Below are 16,416 nucleotides of genomic sequence, written 5' to 3' on the forward strand. Positions count from 1 at the left end.
GGCCTCAGAGGTAGCGGTCGAGGATCGAGACCTCGGCGAGCCTGGTGAGCGATTCGCGGATGCTCTGGGCCCGGCCGGGGCCGACGCCGTCGACGTCCTGGAGTTCTTCGACGGTGACGCCGAGCAGATCGGGCAGGGCCCCGAAGTGGCCCACGACCCGTTCGATGACGGCTTCGGGGAGGCGGGGGACCTTGGCGAGCATCCGGAAGCCGCGGGGGCTGACGCGCCGGTCGAGCACGTCGGGCGTGTTGGGGTAGCCGAGCGCGCGGGCGACGGCGGTCAGGTCGAGCAGTTCGGGCGAGCTCATCTCGTCGACGGTGCGCAGGGCCGTGACGTAGGCGGCGCCGTCGGGCAGGTAGTCGCGGACGATGAGTTCGCGGTCGGCGTCGACGCCGGCCATGAGCTCGTCGAGTTGCAGCGCGAGGAGGCGCCCGTCGGTGCCCAGTTCGATGACGTGGCCTTCGACCTCGTCGGCGATGTGGCGGGCCATTTCGAGCCGCTGGAGCACGGTGACGGCGTCGCGCACGGTCACGAGGTCTTCGATCTCCAGGCTCGAGAGGTTCCCGGCGACCTCGTCGAGGCGCTGCTTGTAGCGTTCGAGGGTGGCCAGGGCCTGGTTGGCGCGGGAGAGGATCTGCGTGGAGGGTTCGACGAGGTGGTGGATCTCGCCCATGTAGAGGCCGATGGTGTGCATGGACTGGCTGACCGAGATCACCGGGAAGCCGGTCTGGATGGCGACGCGCTCGCCGGTGCGGTGGCGGGTGCCCGATTCGTTGGAGTGGATCGAGGGGTCGGGCATGAGGTGGACGCCGGCGCGCACGATCCGGGAGCCGTCGGTGGTGAGGACCACGGCGCCGTCCATCTTGCACAGTTCGCGCAGGCGGGTGGCGGAGAACTCGATGTCGAGTTCGAAGCCGCCGGTGCAGATGGTCTCGACCAGCTGGTCGCAGCCGACGACGATGAGCGCGCCGGTCCGGCCGCGCAGGATGCGTTCGAGGCCGTCGCGCAGCGCGGTGCCGGGCGCCATGGTGGCCAGGGTCGCGCGCAGGCCCTCGTCCGGGATCGACGCCACGGGATACCCCCCAATGCTGGACTGTCCTCCGGCGGTTCCCGCCGGTCGGTGAAATGACCTCGCGTCGGTGTCCAGTTATGGCTCGCAAGCCATGACCGGGCGGGGCGCCGGGTCGCCTCCAGTGTACGGATCAGTCGGGGGAGGCAGGGGGCGGCATTTGGGGCAAGCCGTGCAACTCGGAAGTCGACCTCGTCACGACTGGTGTCCCAGGCGTGCCGTCTGGTCCTCAGAGGCGGTCGACGACCTGGACGTGGCCGGGCGCGTACGAGGCCAGGCGCGCGAGGAGCTGCTGCGGTTCGAGCGCGAAGTCCTTGCAGCGCACCGCCAGGTCGAATCCGGCGACGAGTCCCTCGGTGGCGCGGTTGGCCTCGCGCAGCACCGAGCGGCCGAGGAAGCCGGGCCGGTCGGAGCCGCCGCGCCCGAGGTAGACGTCGGTGGCGAGCAGGAGGAAGGCGCTGCCGCGGCGGCGCGAGCCGACGTTGATCGCGGCGAGTTCCTCGACGTTGCTCCAGGGGATGAGGAGGCTCTTGCCGAAGCCGGGCCGCACGCGCAGGCCGAAGTGGTTGACCATGAGCCTCGGGGGGCGCACGAGCGGGACGAGGAAGCAGACGGCGCCGATCACGGCGATGACGGTGAAGAAGCCGGGCAGGGCGGCGACCGGGTTGGGCTCGCCGGAGTCGAGGGTGCCCGGTTCGGTGCGCACGAGCCCGACGAGCGCGGCGATGACGGTCGAGCAGGCCAGCGCGTAGAGCACGAGGGACGAGATCCGACGGGAGGGGGAGCTGGGCTCGACGACGATCCACTCAGAGCTTCTTCGCACAGCTCACCTCCGAGACGCAACTCTAGCGATGCGTATCGATCCGTGCCACGTGCGTCAGGGCCGCGGGTGCGGCCGGCCCGGCCGCACCCGCGGCCCTGACGCACGTCTACGGCTGCCGAGCGAAGCGGCGGACGGCCTCGGCGAGGGCGCGCGGCCGGTCGATCGGGATGAGGGTGCCGCATTCGTCGAGCTCCACGAGTTCGGCGCCGGGGAGGAGTTCGGCGAGGCGGCGGCCGTGCTCAGGGGGCATCATCCGGTCCTGCCGGCCCCAGACGACGAGCGCCCGCCCCGGGTAGTCGGGGAGCCGCTCGGCGGCTTCGAGCATCGCTTCGCGCCGGGTGGCCTTGAGGTACTTGACGAGGTCGGCCCGCGCGGCGCGGTCGGAGCGCAGCGGCCGCAGCCAGGAGTCGGTGAGGTCGTCGGGGACGCCTTTGAAGGACATGACGGCGTAGCCGGTGCCCGGGATGCGGCGCATCGGGCGCGGGGTGAGCGCCAGGGCGATCGCGCGGAGGCCGCCGGGGATCTTCGCGGCGGTCGCGAGCAGCGTGCCGCCCGATTTCGGCGGGTAGTTGTCGAACGCCTCGCATCCGGCGATGACCATGCGGCCCACGCGTTCGGGGCGCTCGGCGACGAGCTGCTGGAGGCGCCCGGAGTCGTTCTCGACGAACACGGTGTCGCCGGGCAGGTCGAGTGCGTCGGCGAACTCGCCGATCAGGAGCGCGGCGGTCCGCGGCGAGAAGTCGGCGTCGGGCCGCAGCGCGACGGCGTGGCTGCCGTAGGGCAGGGTCGGGGCGATGACGCGGTGGTCGGCGGCCAGGTCGGCGGCGACCTCCCGCCAGACGTTCGCCGACTGCAAGAGCCCGTGCAGCAGCAGGACGACGGGTCCCGAACCGGTGTCCTCATAGGACACCGGACCGAGGGAGAGCTCGACGACAGGCATTGTGGACCTTTCCGGATCGATCTCGTCGCCGCTCCGAAGCGAATCCGCTTGAGCGGCATGCGACTCGACTGTAACTCCCGATCCCGCCGGAGGCGGCGACCCGATTGCGCGAACCGTGCGGTCTCGCTCACCGGCGGCCCTCAGCACGGGCGATCGGACCTGTCGGCCTCCAGGATCCGGGCGGCGACGTCCTTGACCGGCTCGGCGTCCGCGAAGCGCTCGGCGAGCAACCGCGCGCCGATCGCGTTCCAGGGCTTGAACTTCGAGCGCTTCGACTTGAAGCCGACGACCGTGCCGAGCACGCGGCCGGTGGCCGCGTCCGACACCCGCACCCGCTGCGTGCCGATGACCACCGCGAAGTCCAGGAACCGCCCGGCGACCTTGCGCCGGACGGGCCTCGCCGTCGGCGCCGGGTCCAGGACGCTTCCGGACGCGAACGCGAAGATGCCCAGCACGATCGCGGTGAGCACCAGGACCGGGTACACCCACGCGCGCGGATCGAGGTCCTCCCCGGGCGTGCTCGTCATGTCCCTGGACCAGAACGAGCCCACCCCGATCGCCGACCCGATCACGACCGTGACGAGCGCGGGGAAGTGCGGCCGCGTCAGCAGCAGGTCCGCGGCGGACTGGACCGGGTTCCGGCGCAGCAGCCACCGCACCATCAGCCGCAGGCGCCGCACCCGCTGCACGGCGGGAAGCGTGAGCAGCAGCCCCGCCAGCAGGAACACCAGCGCCAGCCCGAGGCACCACCAGCGCGGCGACTGCCAGGCCGGGCACGCCTGGCCGCAGCTGTACCGCCACGAGCTGTCGAGCAGGTCCGCCATCAGGCTGACGACCACCGCCGGGCCGACCGCGGCCACCGCCCACCGGGTGGTCCGCGCGCTCGACTGCGTCAGGTCGTGCGTGGCCATGGCGAGGTTCAGCGCGTAGAACAGCGACAGCACCGCCGGGCCGAGCACCGTGCCGCACAGGGAGAGGCCGAGCAGGACCCGGCCGGGGGTGTCGGAGTTCCCGGCGAGCCTCGCGTACAGGAACGCGCAGATGACCAAGGCGCACATGGCGTAGAAAAGCGTCTTGACGACCGAGGTGGGGTCGATGTGCCGGTAGCGGGTGGCCGACCGGCCGTGCCCTTTGGGGCGGTGCTGCTGGCGCTCCAGGTACAGCACGAGCCCGGTGAAGGCGAAACCGGCCAGGACCGCCGCGAGCGAGCCGTACATCTGCGCGGCCGGGCCCGACTCCGACAGCGACACGGTCTGCGCGGCGAGGGTGGATCCTGTCGGCGGGCCCGGGTACGAGTGCATGGGACGCTCCTTGACCTCACGGCTCCCGCAACCGGGTTCGACCAGCACCGCCGAGGATCACCGGCCGGGCATGGGCGGCGCGTGATCGGGTTCGGGGCGGTCGAGCCGGATCGAAGCGGTTCGGCTGCATGGGAAGAGGGGCATCAGGCTAACCGTCCCGTGCCACCCGCGGCGCCCCGTTCATCCGTACGTGGCGGGCATGTCCGCCGACCGCAGCCTCGGCGACAGCGGTCGGCACACGCGGTTTCGCTATGTCGGCGGCGGTCTCTCGCCGCGGCGACTGTTCGACCTCCTGACAGCCGGTTCGCTACGCCTGGGGCGCTTTGACCTCCCCGGGAGCTGTGCCTTCGCTTGCGGTCGCCGACTAGGGTGGGATGGCCTACGTCACTTTCCATGGCGAGTTGCCGCCCGGACCACCACGGAATCGGAGTGCAGATGTCGACTTCTCCCGCCCCCCAAGAGATCCCGCCACCGCAGCCGCCCCAGCCTCCTCAGCCGCCGACCGGCGGCGGCCGCGCGCTCTTCGGCTGGCTCCTGCTCATCGTCCCGCTCGTCGCACTGGTCTACGCCTACGTGCTGCCCACGCTCCGAGCGATCGACGAAAGCACGAGATCCGGAAGCGGCTTCGGGGCCGAAGGCGCGCCCGTCGGCGGCGAGAACTACTCGAAGCTCTTCGGCGACCAGGCCTTCCTCGAAGGCGTGCTCACCTACGGACTGGTCGCCCTCGGCTCGGCCCTCAGCGGCGCGGTCGTCGCCTTCCTCGTCGCCTGGTGCGTCCACCTCGCCGGACGCGGCGTGCGCCTCGCCGGCCGGATCATCGCGGTCCTGGCCGCCCTCTCCTTCGCCCCCCTCGCCTGGACCGTCGCTCTCAAGGCCGACGAGTTCGAGCGGTTCACCGAACCCGGCTCGCAGATGGCCGAAGCGGTCTCCCTGTCCTCCTGGGTCGCGATCGCCTCGGGCACCGTCTTCGGCATCGGCCTCCTGGTCGGCCTCGCGGCCTTCCGCGGCGGCGCCGACACCGGCAGACGCGTCGGCACCGTTCTGGCAGCCGCCGGCCTGACCGGCCTCGCGATCCTCGCCGCGGGCCTCCAGGCCTACACCTTCAGCGCCCTGACGGGCCTGCGGCCGACCAGCCCGCTCGCCCACGTCTACGGCATCAGCTTCCGCAATGCCGACTTCGGCCTCGGACAGGCCGCCTCGGTCGCGGTGCTCGTCCCCTTGGCGCTCTTGGGACTCGCCGCCGCGTTCCTGGTCATCGGCGCGCGAGTGCGCATCGACATCGCACCCGGACCCGAGCAGCCGCGCCCGTTCCGCGCCGGCCCCGGGATCGGCGCGATCGTGCTCCTCGCACTGTTCGCGACCGGGACGCTCATGACCCTGTGGCCGTGGCTCTCCCGGATCGGCGACGGCTCGGCCGAACCGTACGAGTCCGGCACCGTCCTGTCGAACACGTGGGGAACCGCGCTGGTGACCACCGGGATCGGGTTCGCGGCGGCGCTGGCCGGCGCCATCGCGATCGGGACGCTCCGGCCCCTCGGCGACAAGTCCCTGTGGCTGCTGCTGCCGTTCGCCCCTTGGCTTTTCGTCGGCTCCGGCCCGCTGGCCCTGTCGAACTACATGGGCCTGCGCGACGCGGAGGACTACGGGACGTACATGAGCCTGGCCCCGCGCGCGTGGATCGCCGTTCCCGCGCTGTTCCTGCTCACCGCCCTGTTCTGGGGCCTGGAGAACCGCCGCCGCGCCATGCTCAACGAGGGCTGGTCGCCCGGGGCCGCCGGCGCCACGCTGTTCCGCGCGGGCTGGCCGCTGGCCGCCCTGGTCGGCCTGGCCGTGCTGGTCGCCAACGGCCAGGACTCGTACTGGCAGTCGCTGACCGGCCTGCCGGACCAGCCGAACGCCTGGGTCGCGATGGTCTCGAACCTGACGAGCCTCATGAACTTCGACGCCGGCTTCGGCGTGGGCGTCGGCTACCCGGTGGCGATCTTCCTCCCCCTCGCCGTGGCCGCCGTGGCCGCCGCGATCTGGTACCTGCCGCGAGTCGCCATCCACATCGGAAAGTAATCGCAGGCCGGAACCCGGGTTCCGGCAGACAGGACGACACGGGACGGCCCTCGTCGACACGGGGGCCGTCCCGGTCCGCGCCAAACGCCGGTCCATCCCCGTGAAACCGAAGTGGACGACCCCGAAATGTGTTTGGGTGAGCACATTGCGCTTTTCAGCGCTGCCGACGACTTGCCCGATCAGCGAACACACTGCCTCACGGCAGAAACGGAGTCATCCAATGACGGCACGGCAACGGACCTCGCGGCTGCGCATGCGCGCGTTCATGATCGCCATTCCAGCGGCCGTAGGCCTCGTCGCGGGCCTGATGATGTGGCACCCGAGCGGCGCCTACGCGCAGAGCGCCCCGGTCGGATTGGGAACGGCCGCCGACTTCTCGGTCCTGGCGGGCTCGACCGTCACCAACACCGGAGACACCTTCCTCGAACAGAACCTCGGCGTGCACCCCGGCAGCACCGCCCCGGGCTTCCCGCCCGGCGAGGTCGGCGGCGCGATCCACCTCGCGGACGCGGTCGCCGAACAGGCGAAACTCGACCTCACCACCGCCTACAACGATGCGGCGGGACGCACCCCGTTCGTCTCCCTGCCCGCCGAACTCGGCGGATCGACCCTGACACCCGGCATCTACCGGATCGCCGCGGCGCAACTTACCGGCCAACTGACACTCGACCTCCAGGAGAACCCGGAGGCCGTCTTCATCTTCCAGATCGACTCGACGCTCATCACCGCCTCGAACAGCAGCGTCATCTTCATCAACGGCTCCTCGCCGTGCAACGTCTACTGGCAGGTCGGCAGCTCGGCGACGCTCGGCACCGGATCGGACTTCATCGGGAACATCATGGCCTCGACCGCGATCACCATGAACACCGGCGCGACCCTCGAAGGCCGCGCGCTCGCGCAGACCGCCGCGGTGACGCTCGACGACAACACCATCACCGAACCGGAGTGCGCACCCGACGTGCCCCCGTCCCCGACCACGGACGCTCCTACGGACGGGCCCACCACCGACGGCCCGCCGACGGACGGCCCCACCGGCGGCCCGACCACGAACGGGCCCGGAGGCCCGACCTCCGGCGGTCCCTCCAACGGAGGCCCGGGCGACGGGAACGGTTCGGACGGGAACGGTTCGGACGGGAACGGTTCGGACTCCGGCTTCAAGCCGGGAGCCGGACTGGCGGCCACCGGCGGCGGGGCGTGGCCGGTCATCGTGACCGCGGGACTCGCGCTGGCCGCGGTCGGCGGCCTGTTCGTGCTCCTCGCCTGGCGCAGAGCCCGACTGGAGAGTTAGCCGAGGGCAGCCGGCCCGCTCGTGAGCGGACCGGCTGCCCGTTCGGGACTCCTGGAAGGGACCGATGCTGGACCGCTCGATAACGTTGCGGCCCTGGACAGTTCGGCCTTGACCTCGTGGGCGTCCCGCTGCATGTGGTACCGGAAGTGGACGTTCGATCCGGTGAAGGGCGTCTCGGGATCGACCAGGAAGAGCCGGTCCTGGATCTGGCGGGCCTCGACGGCGACCGTCGCCCCGTCGACCTCGACGCTCCAGGTCGTGTTCGATCCGAGGCTGAATTCAAGGGCGATCAACGCGATCGCCTCGCCGAGCGTGACCACTTGCGGCAGTAGAATAGTCGTGGCGTGACTGTCGACATCGTCGCCCATGGAGACCGAGTCGCGGTCGGCGGCGACACTGATGAAACCGCCGTCCGCGGAGGCATCGGACATAGAGGGCTCCTTCCAGAGAGAACTCGCCCGCAGGCTACCGCGACAACGCCGAGCCCGCAGCCCGCGCGGCTTTCCGCCCGAACGACCCACCACCGAAATCGCTGCACCGCAACGCAATCCCACCTGCAGGCAGCGGTTCCTGAGACGGCGAAGCGGGCCCCGGCTCTGCCGGGGCCCGCTGCTTTGCTTGTGCTGTCAGATCATCGGGTGGCGGATGATGTTCTCTTCGCGTCCCGGGCCCACGCCCACGACGCTCACCCTTGCGCCGCAGAGCTCTTCGAGGCGCTCGATGTACGACTGGGCCGCGGCGGGAAGCTCGTCGAACTTGCGGCAGTGGCGCACGTCCTCGAACCAGCCGTCGTGGTACTCGTAGATCGGCTTCGCATGGTGCACACCGGTCTGCGTCATGGGCATCTCCTCCACGCGCTCACCGTCCACTTCGTACGCGACGCAGATCGGGACCCGCTCGAGCTCGGAGAGCACGTCCAGTTTGGTCACGAACAGGTCGGTGATCCCGTTGACGCGCACCGCGTACCGGCCCAGCACCGCGTCGAACCAGCCGCAGCGGCGGCGGCGGCCGGTGGTCACGCCGTACTCCCCGCCCTTCTTGAGCAGGAACTCGCCGAACTCGTCGAACAGCTCGGTCGGGAACGGACCGGAGCCGACGCGGGTCGTGTAGGCCTTGATGATGCCGATCGAGGTGGTGATCTTGTTCGGCGCGATGCCGGTGCCCACGCACGCCCCGCCCGTGGTCGGGTTCGAGGAGGTCACGAACGGGTAGGTGCCGTGGTCCACGTCGAGCATGGTCGCCTGCGCGCCTTCGAGGAGCACGTTCTTGCCCGCGTCGAGCGCCTGGTTCAGCAGCAGGCGGGTGTCGGCGATGTACGGCTTCAGCCGCTCGGCGTAGGCCAGGTACTCCTCGACCACCGCGGCCGGGTCGATCGCCTTGCGGTTGTAGACCTTCACGAGGATCTGGTTCTTCTCGCGGAGGATCTGCTCCAGCTTGATGGAGAGGATCTTCGGGTCGAGCAGGTCCTGCACGCGGATGCCCTGGCGCGCGACCTTGTCTGCGTAGGCCGGGCCGATGCCGCGGCCGGTGGTGCCGATGCGCGCGCCGCCCAGGTACCGCTCGACCACGCGGTCGAGGGCCCGGTGGTGGGGCATGATGAGGTGCGCGTCCGCCGAGAGCTTCAGGTTCGAGACGTCCACGCCGCCGGTGGTCAGCTCGTCGAGCTCGGCGATGAGGAACTTCGGGTCCACGACCACGCCGTTGGCGATCACCGGGACCACGCCCGGGGTCAGGATGCCCACCGGGACGAGGTGGATGGCGTACTTGGTGCCGTCCGGCGTCACCACGGTGTGGCCCGCGTTGTTGCCGCCCTGGTAGCGCACGACGTAGTCCATCTCGGCGCCGAGCAGGTCGGTGACCTTCCCCTTGCCCTCGTCGCCCCACTGCGTTCCGACGACCGCGATCGCTGGCATCTGCCCATCCTCCCGGGAAGTTGATCACCCGATTACCTGGTAAGCCTACTTGCATTCATTTATCCGGGGTCTCAGCAGGGCTGAGCACTATGAATCGGGTCCCCGTCACACCGTAGGGTGGCGGGCGTGAACGTTGTCGTGTTGACACTCGTGGAGACGAACTGCTCGAATCCCGGGCCGCGCACCCAGACGCTGCACCTGGTCGACGATCTCCGAGCGCGGGGCGCGCAGGTGCGCACCGTCGAGGCCGCCAAGCCTGAGGAGATCGACCCCGTCCTCGAGGATCCCCACGCGCGCATCGTGCTCGCGGCCGACACGGACGAGCAGGTCAACGCGGTGCTGGCGCGGCTGGTGCGGCACGCGATCCCGGCGCCGAGCAAGCGGCCCGAGGGCCTGCCCGACGGGCGCACGATCCCCGACCTGCCCGCACTGGCGGTCCTGCCGCTGGGCGCGGTCCCGGGAATCGTCACGCGACTTGAACTGCCAGAGAAGCCCGCCGAGGTCGCCGAGGCGGTCGCGGCGGGACGGGTGAAACGGACCGATGTGCTGCGCCACGACGGCGGCGGGATCGCGATCGACGGGGTGCGGCTCGGCGGCGGCGACCGGCCGTGGCGCGGGGTCGTCAACCTCGACGACGTGGTGCTGGCGGACGGCAGCGAGCAGATCCTCGCGTGCGTGGTCGCGAACGCGGACGGGTACGCGGCGGCGGACGACATGGTGCTGGCCGAGCCCGACCCGGCCGACGGGAAGGTCGACGTCGCGGTGGCGGTGCCGGTGACCGTGGGGCGCCTGCGCAAGAAGCTGCGGATCGAGGTGCGCCGGGCCCGTGGCCGGGCCGTGGCGGTGCACCCGGACGACTCGGTGACGTTCGTGCAGGACGGCCTGGTCGGCGAGCTCAAGCGCAAGCGCACCTGGTGGATCGAGCCCGGCGCGGCCGGCTGGTACGCGGGGGCCTGAGCCGGGGCTGACGGCCGACCGATTCGAATATCGTCCAAAGTGGACATGCGATGGGTCCCCCGCCACAACCCTGACATGGGGGTCCGACGTTCCAGGGATGCGAGGCATCCTCGGTGCTCGGAGAGCGGTTTCGAGACCTCCGCCACTTAATGAAACGGTGTGAAAAAGCTGGTCGAAGGCCTTGAAGCTTGCAACCGGTTGCCGTAGCCTTGGGTGCGCACCCAACCCTCTGCGAGCGAAGGAGCTCCACCATGGCCATCGTCTACGGCGGTGACTACAACCCCGAGCAGTGGCCCCGCGAGACGTGGGCCGAGGACATGCGGCTCATGCGCGAGGCCGGCGTCAACCGCGTCAGCGTCGGCATCTTCTCCTGGGCCCAGCTCGAACCCGAAGAGGGCCGCTACGAGTTCGCCTGGTTCGACGAGGTCCTCGACCTCCTCGCCGCCAACGGCATCGAAGCCTGCCTGGCCACCCCCACCGCCTCCCCGCCGCCCTGGTTCGCCGCGACCTACCCCGAGGCCGGCATGGTCGACGACGAGGGCCGCCAGCTCACCCACGGCTCCCGCCAGGGCTTCGACCCCTCCTCGGACGTCTACCTCGTTAAGGCCCTCGCCATCACCGAGCAGCTCGCCCGCCGCTACGCAGACCACCCCGCCCTCGCCCTGTGGCACGTCCACAACGAGTACGGCTGCCACAACGCCCGCTCCTACTCGGGGGCCGCGACCGCGAAGTTCCGCGTCTGGCTGCGCGAACGCTACGGCGACCTCGACGGCCTCAACGACGCCTGGGGGACCGCCTTCTGGTCCCAGGCCTACTCCTCCTGGGACCAGGTCTACGCCCCGCTCCCGACCCCGACCATCCCCAACCCCGGCCAGGTCCTCGACTGGAAGCGCTACTCCTCCAACCGGCTCGTCCGCAACTACCTCGCCGAGGCCGAGGTCATCCGCAAATACTCCGACAAGCCCTTGACCACCAACTTCATGACCGGCTCCCACGCCGACATCGACCTGTGGGAGTTCTCCGAAGTCGTCGACGTCGTCTCCACCGACCACTACCTGGTCGGCGAAGACCCGCACGTCAACCTCGCCTTCGCCGCCGACTACGCCCGCTCCCTCGGCGCCGGCAAGCCCTGGATCCTCATGGAGCACTCCACCTCCGCGGTCAACTGGCAGGGCCGCAACCGCGCCAAGGCCCCCCGCGAGATGCTCCGCAACTCCCTCGCGCACTTCGCGCGCGGCGCCGACGCCGTCATGTTCTTCCAATGGCGCGCCTCCAAGCAGGGCGCCGAGAAATGGCACTCCGGGATGGTCCCGCACGCCGGCACCGACTCCAAGATCTGGCGCGAGGTCTGCGAACTCGGCGCCCGCCTGGGCGACCTCGCCGAACTCGAAGGCTCCCGCGTCAGCGCCGACACCGCGATCCTGTGGGACTTCCCCAACCGCTGGGCCCAGGAGCACGAGGCCCGGCCCACCACCGACCTCGACCCGCAAGCGGTCTTCAACGACTACTACGCGGCCCTGTGGCGCGCCGGGATCACCACCGACGTGGCCGAACCCGAAGGAGACCTCACAGGCTACAAGCTCGTCGTCGTCCCCGCCCTCTACCTGCTGTCACACAAGGGCGCGGCGAACCTGCGCCGCTACGTCGAAGGCGGCGGCACCGTGCTCGTCACCCCCTACTCCGGGATCGCCGACGAGACCGACACGGTCTACCTCGGCGGCTACCCCGGCGCGATCCGCGACGTGCTCGGCGTGCGCACCGAGGAGTTCTACCCGCTCGTCGACGCGACCGTGGCGCTGGCCTCGGGCGGGACCGGGACCCTCTGGAGCGAGGCGGCCGAGTCCACCGGCGCCGAGGTCCGCGACACCTACGCCGACGGCACCCCGGCCTGGCTGGTCAACCGCTTCGGCGAGGGCACCGCGCACTACCTGACGACCTTCCCCGACGCGGCGACCCTCGACCGGATCGTCGCCGCCGCAGCCGGGGACGCGGGCGTCGCCCCGGTCGCCGAGGCGCCCACGGGCGTCGAGGTCGTGCGCCGCGCCCACGAGGACGGGCGGAGCTGGCTGATCTGCGTCAACCACACCGAGGCCGACGCGAAGGTCAAGTCCGCCGACGCGGTGGTCGAGGTGCCCGCCGGGGAAGTGGTCGTCCACCGCGAGCACGCCTGACGGACAGGGCCGCCAGTGGGGCTGGACGGACACCGGGTGCGAACCGGGCGTTCACACCGGTGTCACAGGCCCGACAGTCCGATCCGCGACAGCGCTGAGAACACAAGCGGCCGAAGGGTTTCGACCCTTCGGCCGCTTGCGTCCCGCGGGCCCCCGAACGGCTGTGGCCTCGCTCGCCACCTGATTGCAATCCGATCGTTATCTTCGTGAGGCATGCTGGTCAGCGCCCACGCGGTTGCATCGCGGGGCGCAGCGGCGAATACGGAGGTGGGGGGCATTGGCGACGGCGTACTCGAGTTTCGTGGCCATCGGCGACAGTTTCACCGAAGGGGTCGGCGACCCGGACCCGGGCAGTGACCGGTTCCGCGGTTGGGCCGATCTGTTCGCCCGCCGTGCCGCCGGGCAGTGGCCCGGCTTCGCCTACGCCAACCTCGCCGTGCGGGGCCGCCTGTTCGACCGGATCGTCGACGAGCAGGTCGTGCCCGCCATCAAGCAGAGCCCCGACCTGGTCTCCTTCGCCGCGGGCGGCAACGACGCCCTGCGCCCGGGCTTCAACGCGACGCAGCTGTCCACCCGCGCCCACGAGGTGGTCCGCCTGCTCAAGGCCTCCGGCGCGGAGGTCGTCCTCTTCACCTGCGCCGACATCACCCCGCACATCCCCGGCATCTCGGTGCTGCGCAAGCGCTTCATCGCCACCAACGACGCGTACAAGCGCGTCGCCAAGCGCCACGACGCGATCCTGGTCGACCTGTGGGCGGACCGGGCCTTCGACGACCCGCGCCTGTGGTCGGCCGACCGGCTCCACCTCAACACCCTCGGCCACGAGCGCGTCGCCTACGACGTGTGCCGGGCGCTCGAGGTCGAACCGGACCCGGCCTGGGCCGAGCCGCTGCCGGACCTGCCGAGGCCGCGCCGCGAGATGAACGGCGTGCAGTGGGCCGGCAGGCACCTGGCGCCGTGGGTCAAGCGGCGCTTGACCGGGAAGTCCAGCGGGGATACCGTCGCTCCGAAGCGCCCCGACCTCACCGAGGTGCAATGATGCACGCCACGAACCCGATTGCGAAGTGCTGATGGGCCTCCTGCTCAAACTCCTGGCGATCATGGTCATCATCATGACCTGCGCCTTCTTCTTCGGCATCCTCTTCCGAAAGGGCCGCGGCCGCTAGGCCGCGACGCGCGGCGCGAAGTCGATCACGAGGTCCACCTCGAGCGCGGTGGCAAGCCGTTCCAGGAGCGGGATGGTCGGCGTGACGCCGCCGCCTTCGAGCCGGGAGAGCTGCGGCTGGGTCATCTCGGCGCGCTCGGCCAGTTCGACCTGGCTCAGCCCGAGCGCCCTGCGGCGCTCGTAGACCATGCGCCCCAGCAGGAACGCGCGGCGGGCGTCCTCGTAGTCCTCGGAGTGGCCACCGGATCGGCGCCACACGGTGTGATCCCCAGACTTGCGCATCATTGCTCCTCCCAGTCCCGATCGTAAACGGCGGTCGCGTGGTCGTGCCACGACTGGCACTCGATCAGCGCTTGGCGCGCCCGCTCGACCTCGGACCGCTCCCGAGGCCGCGTCTTCGCGAACACGGTGAGCAGGACGATCCGCCGGTCCGGGGCCAACCAGTAGGTGATCCGGACCTGCCGGTTCGGCAAGTGGAATCGCAGCTCGCGGAGTTTGCCGCCCAGATGGCGCGTATAGGGCTCCCCGAGGTCCTCCCCGAACTCGGCGAGCAGGTCCCCGTAGAACTCGACCCTGTCGTACTCCGATCGCGGCAGCGCGTCCAGCCACTTCTTCACCTCGGGTTCCAGCTCGATGGAGAAGTACAGGCTCATGCATTCGACGGTATATGCCATCGATGGTATAACTCATGAGCGACACGCGCAACGACTCGGCGACCGAATCGGGGGTGGGCGTGGCGCGGCGGAGCGGGACAGGGCATCATGGAGAACTGTGGGACTTCTCCAGCGTCTGTTGGGGCGCCGGGACACACCTGATTCAGTGCCAGATCCCGCCGCCCAACCCTCAGCGAACCCTGAGCCCGAGCCGGCCTCCGAGCCCGGCCCGACCTCAGGCGCCCTCGACGATGCCGCCCCCGAGACCGACCGGGAAGCACCCCCGGCCGACGCCCCCGAGGAGGACAGCATCGCTCTCGCAACGCCGGCCGCCACCGGCCTCAGGCTCGTGCCCGCGCTCGAACCGGAGCCCGAGGACCAGCCCGACGGCACCGTGCTGACGGCCGAGCCCGAACCGGACGGGGACCGGCCCGTGCCACCCGAGATCTTCGTGCCCGAGCGGCCCCGCCGCGAACTGCTCTCCCTGGACAAGCCCGAGCCGCCGCGCCAGCCGGGCACCGGCCGCGACGAGATGATGCCCCGCATCGACGCCGACGAGGCCATGGACATCGCCGGCTCCCCCCGCGCCGACCTGCGCGCCGCCGGCCTCGCCGTGCCCAAGATGCACCAGCTCGTGCGTCGCGGCGACACCGCCATGTGGGCCTTCGGCGTCCGCGCCTCCGAGGCCCTGCGCTGGTGGCTCGACATCCGCCAGGCCGCCGAGGCCACCGGCTGGATGCCCGTGCTCCTCGGCGCCCCCGAGGAGTGGCGCGACAACGGCGAGGCGATCATCCACGAAGGCGACGACGAACTCGCCCGCGCCGACGAGATCGACCCCGCCGAGCTCCTGCACGACAAGGCCGCCGAAGCCGGCGAGCCCGCCCGCGGCGTGCCGATCCTGCCCCGCCGCGGCGACACCGACTTCGCCACCCCCCAGCGCGAGGGCATGGTCGGCCTCGTCGAGACCGACGCGGGCTGGAAGATCCCCGCGATGTTCCCCTGGAAGGGCTCGACGAACTGGGAGCTGTACGGCGCCGAGCACGCGGCCGTCCTGCGCAGCTGGAACCGCCGCTTCGAGGCCGAGCTGGTCGCCATGACCTACGACGTGGTCGAGCTGTACGTCCCCCACCCGCCGAGCGCCGAAGAGGCCATCGGGGTCGCAGGCGAGGCCTACGCCTACTGCCCCGACCTCCTCGACTCCGGCGTGCCCACCCTGGAGGACCTGGCCGAGCACATGATCCGCTCGCGGGCCTGGTACTTCAGGTGGTCTTAGGCCGCTCCACGCGGCTGGCCTCCATGCGGGCGGCGATGCCGTCGAGGAACGTGTCGAGGGCGTAGCGCATCGCCTCCTGCGCCTGGATCTCCCAGGCGTTCTCGTCCTGGACGCGCCCGAGCGCGGGGAAGCGCCCCGACGCGACCGCGCGCTCCAGGTACGGCAACTGCGCCTCCCACCACTCCTCCTCGGTGCTCACCGGCCCGCCCTGCTCGGCGGGCGTATCGCTGACCATGTAGGACAGCGCGGTGCCGGTGACGATGCTCCAGATCGCCGTGACGATCAGGTTCGCCTCCCGGTTGGGTATCGTGTGGCGCTCGAACGCCGTCAAAGCGAGCTCGTACCCCGCGAGGCTCCCGGGCCCGAGCACCGGGCGACGCTGGTTGATCTCGAGCATCCACGGGTGGGCCTGGTAGAACTCCAACGTGGAGTCGGCGACGTACTCGAGGACCTCCCGCCACCCCATGCCGGCGGCCCGCGCGGCGTCCTCCTTGGGGTCGGAGACGATGTCGACCATGAGGTCGAGCAGCTCGCCCTTGCCGGGGACGTACCGGTAGAGGGTCATCGTGCCCACGCCCAGCTCGGCGGCGACGTCGCGCATGTTGACCGCGGCGATGCCGTCGCGGTCGGCCAGGGCGACCGCGGCCTCGGCGATCTGCTCGATGGTCAGGCGGGGTTTGGGCCCGGGGCGGCTGGACTGCGGCTCGAACTCGCGCCAGAGCAGTTCGAGGCTTCGTTTGGGGTCGCCCGCCCCCGTCTGTGGTGTCGCCATAGGGGCCTCATAATAACGTGCTTGCAAACC

General features: G+C 70.8%; 15 protein-coding genes. 6 read left to right on the plus strand and 9 right to left on the minus strand.

All coding sequences use genetic code 11. The features are described 5' to 3' along the window. Positions 1 to 4: 4 nt before the first annotated feature. The 4 genes from disA to IF12_RS0121125 all read right to left on the minus strand — a co-directional run bounded on the left by disA (position 5) and on the right by IF12_RS0121125 (position 4,133). The gene (gene disA / locus IF12_RS0121110; protein WP_030162049.1) at positions 5 to 1,147 is read right to left on the minus strand and encodes a DNA integrity scanning diadenylate cyclase DisA; all 1,143 of its coding nucleotides are present in this window, start codon (positions 1,145 to 1,147) and stop codon (positions 5 to 7) included. A 151-nt stretch (positions 1,148 to 1,298) separates the two neighbouring features. Further along, the gene (locus IF12_RS0121115; RefSeq protein ID WP_133884069.1) at positions 1,299 to 1,892 is read right to left on the minus strand and encodes a hypothetical protein; all 594 of its coding nucleotides are present in this window, start codon (positions 1,890 to 1,892) and stop codon (positions 1,299 to 1,301) included. Positions 1,893 to 1,998: 106 nt separating this feature from the next. Then, positions 1,999 to 2,832: an alpha/beta fold hydrolase gene (locus IF12_RS0121120; RefSeq protein WP_030162055.1), complete on the minus strand. Its 834-nt coding sequence runs from the start codon at positions 2,830 to 2,832 to the stop codon at positions 1,999 to 2,001. A 140-nt stretch (positions 2,833 to 2,972) separates the two neighbouring features. Continuing rightward, positions 2,973 to 4,133, minus strand: a complete 1,161-nt coding sequence (locus IF12_RS0121125) for a hypothetical protein (protein ID WP_030162056.1) — start codon at positions 4,131 to 4,133, stop codon at positions 2,973 to 2,975. A gap of 435 nt (positions 4,134 to 4,568) precedes the next feature. On the opposite strand from IF12_RS0121125, the gene IF12_RS0121130 reads away from it, so the two are divergent. Next, positions 4,569 to 6,194, plus strand: coding sequence for a sugar ABC transporter permease (locus IF12_RS0121130; protein WP_030162057.1), 1,626 nt, complete (start codon positions 4,569 to 4,571; stop codon positions 6,192 to 6,194). 220 nt (positions 6,195 to 6,414) lie between these two features. Continuing rightward, on the plus strand, positions 6,415 to 7,482 hold the full coding sequence (locus IF12_RS0121135; RefSeq protein ID WP_030162058.1) for an ice-binding family protein: 1,068 nt from the start codon (positions 6,415 to 6,417) through the stop codon (positions 7,480 to 7,482). Here the strand turns inward: IF12_RS0121135 and IF12_RS0121140 are convergent. After that, positions 7,479 to 7,913: a hypothetical protein gene (locus IF12_RS0121140; protein WP_030162059.1), complete on the minus strand. Its 435-nt coding sequence runs from the start codon at positions 7,911 to 7,913 to the stop codon at positions 7,479 to 7,481. The two genes, IF12_RS0121135 and IF12_RS0121140, sit on opposite strands and share 4 nt — an antisense overlap. Positions 7,914 to 8,108: 195 nt before the next feature. Beyond that, on the minus strand, positions 8,109 to 9,395 hold the full coding sequence (locus IF12_RS0121145) for an adenylosuccinate synthase (RefSeq protein ID WP_030162061.1): 1,287 nt from the start codon (positions 9,393 to 9,395) through the stop codon (positions 8,109 to 8,111). Positions 9,396 to 9,521: 126 nt separating this feature from the next. Here IF12_RS0121145 and IF12_RS0121150 point away from each other — a divergent pair, with 126 nt between their 5' ends. The 3 genes from IF12_RS0121150 to IF12_RS0121160 all read left to right on the plus strand — a co-directional run bounded on the left by IF12_RS0121150 (position 9,522) and on the right by IF12_RS0121160 (position 13,562). Further along, positions 9,522 to 10,352, plus strand: a complete 831-nt coding sequence (locus IF12_RS0121150) for a hypothetical protein (RefSeq protein ID WP_030162063.1) — start codon at positions 9,522 to 9,524, stop codon at positions 10,350 to 10,352. A gap of 251 nt (positions 10,353 to 10,603) precedes the next feature. Further along, on the plus strand, positions 10,604 to 12,523 hold the full coding sequence (locus IF12_RS0121155; protein WP_030162065.1) for a beta-galactosidase: 1,920 nt from the start codon (positions 10,604 to 10,606) through the stop codon (positions 12,521 to 12,523). A gap of 277 nt (positions 12,524 to 12,800) precedes the next feature. After that, the gene (locus IF12_RS0121160; protein WP_030162067.1) at positions 12,801 to 13,562 is read left to right on the plus strand and encodes an SGNH/GDSL hydrolase family protein; all 762 of its coding nucleotides are present in this window, start codon (positions 12,801 to 12,803) and stop codon (positions 13,560 to 13,562) included. Between the two features lie 123 nt (positions 13,563 to 13,685). Here the strand turns inward: IF12_RS0121160 and IF12_RS0121170 are convergent, their stop codons facing one another. After that, a complete protein-coding gene (locus tag IF12_RS0121170) occupies positions 13,686 to 13,970 on the minus strand; it encodes a helix-turn-helix domain-containing protein (RefSeq protein WP_197034825.1) in 285 nt (94 codons plus the stop codon). Further along, complete coding sequence (locus tag IF12_RS0121175; RefSeq protein ID WP_030162071.1) at positions 13,970 to 14,341, minus strand: type II toxin-antitoxin system RelE/ParE family toxin; 372 nt, start codon at positions 14,339 to 14,341, stop codon at positions 13,970 to 13,972. Before IF12_RS0121175 ends, IF12_RS0121170 begins: the two co-directional genes overlap by 1 nt. Before the next feature lie 166 nt (positions 14,342 to 14,507). Between IF12_RS0121175 and IF12_RS24475 the strand changes: the two genes are divergently transcribed. Further along, entirely contained in the window at positions 14,508 to 15,614 is a 1,107-nt protein-coding gene (locus IF12_RS24475; RefSeq protein WP_030162073.1) for a DUF4253 domain-containing protein, read from the plus strand. Here IF12_RS24475 and IF12_RS0121185 read toward each other — a convergent pair. Then, complete coding sequence (locus IF12_RS0121185; RefSeq protein ID WP_035749912.1) at positions 15,601 to 16,386, minus strand: TetR/AcrR family transcriptional regulator; 786 nt, start codon at positions 16,384 to 16,386, stop codon at positions 15,601 to 15,603. The two genes, IF12_RS24475 and IF12_RS0121185, sit on opposite strands and share 14 nt — an antisense overlap. Between the last annotated feature and the right edge of the window lie 30 nt (positions 16,387 to 16,416).

Source organism: Glycomyces sp. NRRL B-16210 (genome assembly GCF_000719515.1).
Taxonomy (GTDB): domain Bacteria; phylum Actinomycetota; class Actinomycetes; order Mycobacteriales; family Micromonosporaceae; genus Glycomyces.

Excerpts from the sequence above, each read along its gene's own strand:
- IF12_RS0121175 (WP_030162071.1), bottom strand. The coding sequence starts at position 14,341 with ATGAGCCTGTACTTCTCCATCGAGCTGGAACCCGAGGTGAAGAAGTGG.
- IF12_RS0121130 (WP_030162057.1), top strand. The coding sequence starts at position 4,569 with ATGTCGACTTCTCCCGCCCCCCAAGAGATCCCGCCACCGCAGCCGCCC.
- IF12_RS0121120 (WP_030162055.1), bottom strand. The coding sequence starts at position 2,832 with ATGCCTGTCGTCGAGCTCTCCCTCGGTCCGGTGTCCTATGAGGACACC.
- IF12_RS0121125 (WP_030162056.1), bottom strand. The coding sequence starts at position 4,133 with ATGCACTCGTACCCGGGCCCGCCGACAGGATCCACCCTCGCCGCGCAG.
- IF12_RS0121140 (WP_030162059.1), bottom strand. The coding sequence starts at position 7,913 with ATGTCCGATGCCTCCGCGGACGGCGGTTTCATCAGTGTCGCCGCCGAC.
- IF12_RS0121145 (WP_030162061.1), bottom strand. The coding sequence starts at position 9,395 with ATGCCAGCGATCGCGGTCGTCGGAACGCAGTGGGGCGACGAGGGCAAG.
- IF12_RS0121185 (WP_035749912.1), bottom strand. The coding sequence starts at position 16,386 with ATGGCGACACCACAGACGGGGGCGGGCGACCCCAAACGAAGCCTCGAA.
- IF12_RS0121170 (WP_197034825.1), bottom strand. The coding sequence starts at position 13,970 with ATGCGCAAGTCTGGGGATCACACCGTGTGGCGCCGATCCGGTGGCCAC.
- IF12_RS0121155 (WP_030162065.1), top strand. The coding sequence starts at position 10,604 with ATGGCCATCGTCTACGGCGGTGACTACAACCCCGAGCAGTGGCCCCGC.
- IF12_RS0121135 (WP_030162058.1), top strand. The coding sequence starts at position 6,415 with ATGACGGCACGGCAACGGACCTCGCGGCTGCGCATGCGCGCGTTCATG.